Origin of the sequence: Streptomyces sp. SID3343, assembly GCF_009865215.1 — a bacterium.
Taxonomy (GTDB): Bacteria; Actinomycetota; Actinomycetes; order Streptomycetales; family Streptomycetaceae; genus Embleya.
The window spans coordinates 1-6016 of sequence record NZ_WWJX01000659.1 but is presented as its reverse complement, the minus strand read 5'-3'; the positions used below and the strand labels follow the sequence as shown (position 1 = coordinate 6016).

Genomic DNA, 6016 nt, shown 5'->3' with positions numbered 1-6016 from the left:
CGTGAGCCGTGGAGCGGCGAGGACTGGTACTCCGCGCTGGGCGAGGACGGCACCCGCTCGTGGGACGACGGACGCCGACTCGGCTTCGTCAGCGCCGGCGGCGGCACCTGGTTCTCCCAGGGACTGCGTCGACCCCGGATCGGCCACCGCGTACACGTCTACATCCCGCGCGTCGGATACGTGGGGGTCGGCGAAGTCGCCGGCGAGGTCGCCCCGTTCGTCGAAGCCCGGGTCGAGGTGGACGGCCACAGCGTTCGCCTGGCCGAGCAGCAGCTCGTCGGCACGTATCGCCATGCCGGCGACGCGACCGACCCCGATCTGGCGGAGTACGTCCTGCCCATCCGCTGGCTGAGCACCGTCGACCGTGCCCACGCGGTGCGCGAGCGGGGCATCTTCGCGAGCCAGCACCCGATGTGCAAGCTCTACAACGCGGCCACACTCGGGATACTCCGCCGGGCGTTCCCGGCGGAACGACCCGCTGCCTGACCGTTCGTCTCATCGCGACGAACCCGTGCCCGCTGTGAACCCCTTGGGGACACACCGGGCGCGGCTCGGCAGGTTCGATGTCGGGGCTCGATTTCAGGCGATCTCGTCGGCTTGGACTCCGGATCGGACCGATACAGGATCGCCGAGACGGTCGAGGATGTCGTCGATGCTGTGGGCACCCAGGTCGAGAATGTGCACTCCGTTGCGGTAGTGCTCGAATCCGACCCCTTGGGCCAACGCATCGATCCTCGCCACCGTGATGTCGCGCCCCGCCTGCTCTGGGTCTTCCGGGTCCCACCCCGCCGGATCGGCGGGCGCCGTGGCAAAGGCCACTGCCCGCGCGCCTCCGGAAAGGCGGCGAAGGGCCGCTCCCGCGAGGCGTACACCCAGTCCGAACCCGCACCATTCGTCCCACAACTGGACCGTGTTCAAGATCAGGACGCGCCCGGTCCGCCTCGTGAGCGCAGCGTTCAGGTCGTCGGCAAGGAGGTCAGTACCGGGTGTGAGGATCGTGCCCGCCACACCGCCGACGTCGGCACCGTCTCGGTCGAGCCGGCCGACGATGTCCTGCGTGCGACCCGGGCTGATCGAGGCGATATGGATCTCACCTATCTCGTTCAACGTCTCGCCACGTTCGCATTGCTCCTCGATGACGACCGGGACGATGTCCCAGCAGTCATAGGTGTCGTCCCACCAAGGACTGGACAATCGCCAGTCCAGCGTGATCGATGCCGGATCTGCGGGCAATTGGACTGCATGGCTCATGTGTCGCTCTTTCAGGGGCAGTGGGCGTGGGAAAACGTCGGCACTCGGCTGTCGCGCGATCCGCTCGGGGCGGCTCCTGATCGGTGGGGCAACGATCCGGCACCGGCACCGGCGAAGAGGGGGTTCTCCCTGGTCGATCCGATGGTGAGCAGCCCGGGGACGGATCTCCGGGGTGCGCTATGCCGCGAGGGCGGCCGTGGGCTTCTCGGCCGGTTCCGTGGCGGCGTCCGATGCCGGAGTCGAGTCGACCTTGAGGACACGCAACAGTTCGCTGGTGACGACGCGGTACCGCTGGCCCAGCCGCAGCACCGCACACGGGTACAGGTCGCGCTTGGCCATCTGGTAGCCCTTGGTCCTGCCGATGTCCAGGGCCCGGTTGGCGACGTCCAGGGGGACGACGGCGGGCAGGGCCAGCAGTTCCTCGCGTGTCATCGGCCCGGTCGATTCCTGTGACGCCATGGGACAACCTCCACGTCAGGTTCGTTCGATGATGCCGAACGAACGTAATCTGTCTACTGAAACGACACTCTATCGCTGTACTGTTCATGCATGACGCAAAATGAGCAGGCCCCGAACCTGGTGGCGGTCGTCGCGGGCGAGGTACGACGCCACCGCAAGGCCAGGAAGATGAGCGCCCAGCAACTTGCGGACGCGTGCACCGCGCTGGGCGTGGAGATGCAGCGCGGCGTGCTGGCGAATCTGGAGATCGGACGGCGCGAGTCCCTCGACGTGACCGAACTGGTCGTCCTGGCGAAGGCGTTGGACGTGCCGCCGATCGCCCTGTTGTTCCCCGTCGGGCACGTCCCCAGCGTCTCGCCCACGCCGGGCGTCGCCGCCGACATGTGGGACGCCCTCGCCTGGTTTACCGGCGAGACGCCCCTGTCCGAGTTGCCACCGGCGGACTCGCCGCGCGCACGACTCGAAGCCTTCCGCCACCACGCCGTCGCCGTCGAGGCGGCGTTGGCGTCCGCGCGTCTGGCCCACGAGCGGCGCCGGTTGGCGACCGTCAATCTCGACCCGGCCGAACACGAGCGACTGGGTCAGGTCGCTGCGCAGTACGAGCGGCTCGCGTTCGAGGACACTCTCGCCCTGCGCGACCTCCGTGCCCGTATGCGCGACCGGGGGCTGGAGCCGCCTGTTCCCCCCGTCGCCCTCGCCCACATCGACGACAGCACCGCGAAGGAGGACCCCAGCGCGTGAAAGGCTCGACGTACCACCGCTGCTACTGCCGTGACCCCAAGACCGACAAGCCGCTCGGCAAGGCTTGTCCCAAGCTCAAGAGCCGCTCCCACGGCAGCTACAGCGTGCGACAGGAACTACTGCCCCGTCAGGACGGCTCCCGCCGCTCCTTCAGCCGTGCCGGCTACAAGACGTCCAAGCTGGCGCAGGCCGATCTGGACCACATACGCTCCCTGCTCGCCCTCGCAGAGTCCGACGATCGCGAATCCCAGGAACGCATCGCGGAGCTGCTCAAGCAGGTCTCCGACGAGAAGTCGCCGCTACCACAGGTCGAGGAGATCCGTCGTCGACTGGGATCAGGACAGGAACTGTCCGGTCGGATCACCGTCGAGGAATGGCTCGATACGTGGCTTGCGGGCCTGCGCCTGCGCAAGTCCGGAATCGCACGGTACGAGACCGACGTGCGGTTCCACCTCAAGCCCAGGCTCGGCCACCACCGGCTCGACCGCCTGCGGGTGCACCTCATCGCCGAGATGTTCGCGGACATCACCGCCTCGAACGAGGACATCTATGAGCAGAACGAGCAGCGGCGCGCAGCCGTGGAGGCCCTTCGCCTGATCCCCTGGAAAGGCCAGGAGAACCGGGCCAAGCGCGCGGCGATGAAAGCCGCGATCGAGCAGATGCCGCCGTTTCGCCGGATCACCGGCCCGGCCACCCGCGAGCGGATCAAGGCGACGCTGCGGGCGGCTCTGAACGATGCGATCCCCCACGGCCTGATCACGTTCAACCCGGCCGTGTGGGTGAAGCTGGACGCGGTCCGCAAGCCGCACGCCCTGATCTGGACGCCGCAACGCGTCGCCAAGTGGCGCGAGACCGGGGAGAAGCCCAGCCCGGTCATGGTCTGGACGCCCGAACAAGCCGGTCAGTTCCTCGACTTCCTGCAGGACCGGGGCGAACGCCTGTACCCGATGTGGTACCTGATGGCCTTCCGCGGGTTGCGGCGGGGCGAGGCTCTGGGCCAACCGCTGTCCGAGGTCGACCTGGATCAGGGTCTCCTGACCGTCACCACCCAGCTCGTCCAGGACGGTTGGGACGTCGAGGAGAGCGTTCCCAAGACGCGGAAGAGCTTTCGCACCGTCACCCTGGACAGCCTGACCCGCCGCGTGCTGGCCGAGTGGATCACGCGACGGGAGGCCGAGCGGTTGAAGTGGGGTACCGGCTGGGTGGAGACCGGTTGCCTGTTCACGCAGGAGAACGGCGAATGGCTCCATCCGGGGCTGGTCTCGGACACGTTCAAGCGTCTGGTCGAAGCCTCCGGGCTGCCGCCGGTGCGGCTGCACGACCTGCGCCACCTCGCGGCGACCCTCGCGTTCAAGGCGAAGGTCCCACTGAAGATCGTCTCGGAGGAGTTCGGTCACTCCTCACAGGTGATCACGGGCGAGATCTACACGAGCGTGCTGGCGGAGATCGCCGCCGAGGCGGCCGAGGCCACCGCCCGGGTCGTGCCCCGCCGCCAGGCCGTAACGGTCGCCGAAGTGGCTTCTTCGACACTCGCTCACGCATCGCTCACGCAGACGGCCTGGCACACTCCCGGCTGATCGCCACCGAAGGTCAAGGAATGACAAAAGGCCCAGGTCACGGGGTATGTGACCTGGGCCTTCGTGGAGCCGCCTAAGGGAGTCGAACCCTTGACCTACGCATTACGAGTGCGTCGCTCTAGCCGACTGAGCTAAGGCGGCTTGTCTGCTACCCGAAGGTGGCGACAGGGAACGAGTGTACACACCCCCGGCGGTGATCCACACGCGCGTATTGGGGGTGGTCAGCGGCACGTCTTGGTGTTCGGTGGGACCGTGCCCTGGAGCAGGTAGTCGACCACCGCGCGGTCGATGCAGTTGCTGCCTCGGCCGAAGGCGGTGTGGCCGTCGCCGTCGTAGGTGAGCAGGGTGCCGGAGGCCAGTTGGCCTGCCAGGGCCTGGGCCCACGCGTACGGGGTGGCCGGGTCGCGGGTGGTGCCGACGACCAGGATCGGGTCCGCGCCCTCGGCCTTGATCTCGTGGGGTTTGCCCGTCGGTGCGACCGGCCATGCCGTGCAGGACAGGCCCGCCCACGCGAGGTTGCGGCCGAAGGTGGGGGAAGCGGCCTGGTAGGTGGGGAGTTGGCTCTCGACGTCGGCTTTCGAGGTGGCGGCCGGCGGGCCGTCGAGGCAGTTCACCGCCGTGTTGGCGTACATCAGGTTCTTGTATTTGCCGTCCGGACCGCGCTCGTAGTACTGGTCGTTGAGGTCCAGGAGGTCGCTGCCGTCGCCGCGCAGGGCGGCTTCCAGGGCCTTGCGCAGGGTCGGCCACTGGCTCTTCGAGTAGAGCGGGGACAGGATGCCCGTCGTCGCGATCGACTCGGTCACCTTGCGCGTCGCGTCGCCCGGGAGCGGGCGCGCGTCGAGTTGTGTCAGCAGGTCGCGGATGCGAGTCAGGGCGCGGGCGCGGTCGGCACCCAGCGGACACGAGCCGCCGGCCACGCAGTTGTCGAGGAACGCGTTGAGGGCGGTCTCGAAGCCGCCGCCCTGCGCGCGGTTGGCGTCCGCCGCGCTTTGGCTCGGGTCCATCGCGCCGTCGAGGACGAGCCGGCCGACCCGCTTGGGGAACAACTCCGCGTAGGTCGCGCCGAGGAAGGTGCCGTAGGAGGCGCCCACGTAGTAGAGCTTGGCATCCCCCAAAGCGCCGCGCAGCAGGTCCATGTCGCGCGCCGCGTCCACGGTCGAGACGTGGGCCAGGAGGTCGCCGGACTTGTCGGCGCAGCCCTGCCCGTAGGCTCGCGTGGCGTCCGTCCACGCCTTCACCTCGTCGGGGGTGTCCGGTGTCGCGTCGAGCTGGGTGAACGTGTCCATCGCGTTGTCGGTCAGGCAGTCGATCGCGGTGCTGCGGCCGACGCCGCGCGGGTCGAAGCCGACGATGTCGAAGCGCTTGCGCAGGTCCGCCGGGTAGCTGACCGCCGCGTACTGGGCGTAGTCCAGCCCCGAGCCGCCCGGCCCGCCCGGGTTCAGCACGAGCGAGCCGATCCGGTTCGAGCCGGTCGCGGGCTTGCGGATGACCGCGAGCTTGATCTTCGGCCCGTCCGGCTTGGCGTGATCCAACGGCACCTGGAGCGTCCCGCACTGGAAGCCCCCCGCGCAGTCGGTCCACACGATGGGGTCCGCCGCGGGTTCGGCCGCGTCGCCGCCGGCCGGATCACGCGACGTCTCACCGGCCCGATCGGAGGGCGGCTTCGCCGACGGTGTCGACCCCGACGTACAGCCCGCCGCCAGGAGCAGACCGGCCGCCGCCGCGACCACCTTCGCGACCGAACCTCGCATCATGCGGGCTGTTCCTCCCGTAGTCGTGCACCGAGCACCGCTGTGGGGAGGTTATCCGCGAAGCCGCCCGATACTCCCCGATCCGCTGCCGACGCGCCTCCCCGCCCCGCGCCCGGCGCCGCTCGCAAGCCCCCGCAAGGCACCGCGCGCAAGCCCCCGCGAGGCACCGCGCAAGCCCCCGCCCGGCGACCCTCCCAAGCCCGCCCGCGAGGCCCCTCACCGGCCCGCTCACCACCC

At 69.2% G+C, this 6016-nt stretch carries 5 protein-coding genes, 1 tRNA gene and 1 pseudogene; 3 read left to right on the top strand and 4 right to left on the bottom strand.

The genetic code is table 11. The annotated features are described in order from the left end of the window. A pseudogene (locus GT354_RS20355) lies at positions 1-486 on the top strand (hypothetical protein); the annotation flags it as partial. 93 nt (positions 487-579) lie between these two features. Here the strand turns inward: GT354_RS20355 and GT354_RS20350 are convergent. Continuing rightward, positions 580-1233, bottom strand: coding sequence for a hypothetical protein (locus tag GT354_RS20350; RefSeq protein WP_161357742.1), 654 nt, complete (start codon positions 1231-1233; stop codon positions 580-582). A gap of 195 nt (positions 1234-1428) precedes the next feature. After that, complete coding sequence (locus GT354_RS20345; protein ID WP_237535275.1) at positions 1429-1710, bottom strand: integrase; 282 nt, start codon at positions 1708-1710, stop codon at positions 1429-1431. Positions 1711-1800: 90 nt separating this feature from the next. Between GT354_RS20345 and GT354_RS54235 the strand changes: the two genes are divergently transcribed. Next, a complete protein-coding gene (locus GT354_RS54235) occupies positions 1801-2451 on the top strand; it encodes a helix-turn-helix transcriptional regulator (protein ID WP_161357740.1) in 651 nt (216 codons plus the stop codon). After that, positions 2448-4028 carry a site-specific integrase gene (locus tag GT354_RS20335; RefSeq protein WP_161357738.1) on the top strand — a complete coding sequence of 527 codons (1581 nt, stop codon included), beginning with the start codon at positions 2448-2450 and terminating at the stop codon, positions 4026-4028. Before GT354_RS54235 ends, GT354_RS20335 begins: the two co-directional genes overlap by 4 nt. 64 nt (positions 4029-4092) lie before the next feature. Here GT354_RS20335 and GT354_RS20330 read toward each other — a convergent pair. Both GT354_RS20330 and GT354_RS20325 read right to left on the bottom strand, forming a co-directional pair. After that, positions 4093-4169 (bottom strand) — tRNA-Thr (locus GT354_RS20330). Between the two features lie 80 nt (positions 4170-4249). Continuing rightward, a complete protein-coding gene (locus GT354_RS20325) occupies positions 4250-5782 on the bottom strand; it encodes an alpha/beta hydrolase (protein ID WP_161357737.1) in 1533 nt (510 codons plus the stop codon). Positions 5783-6016: the final 234 nt, after the last annotated feature.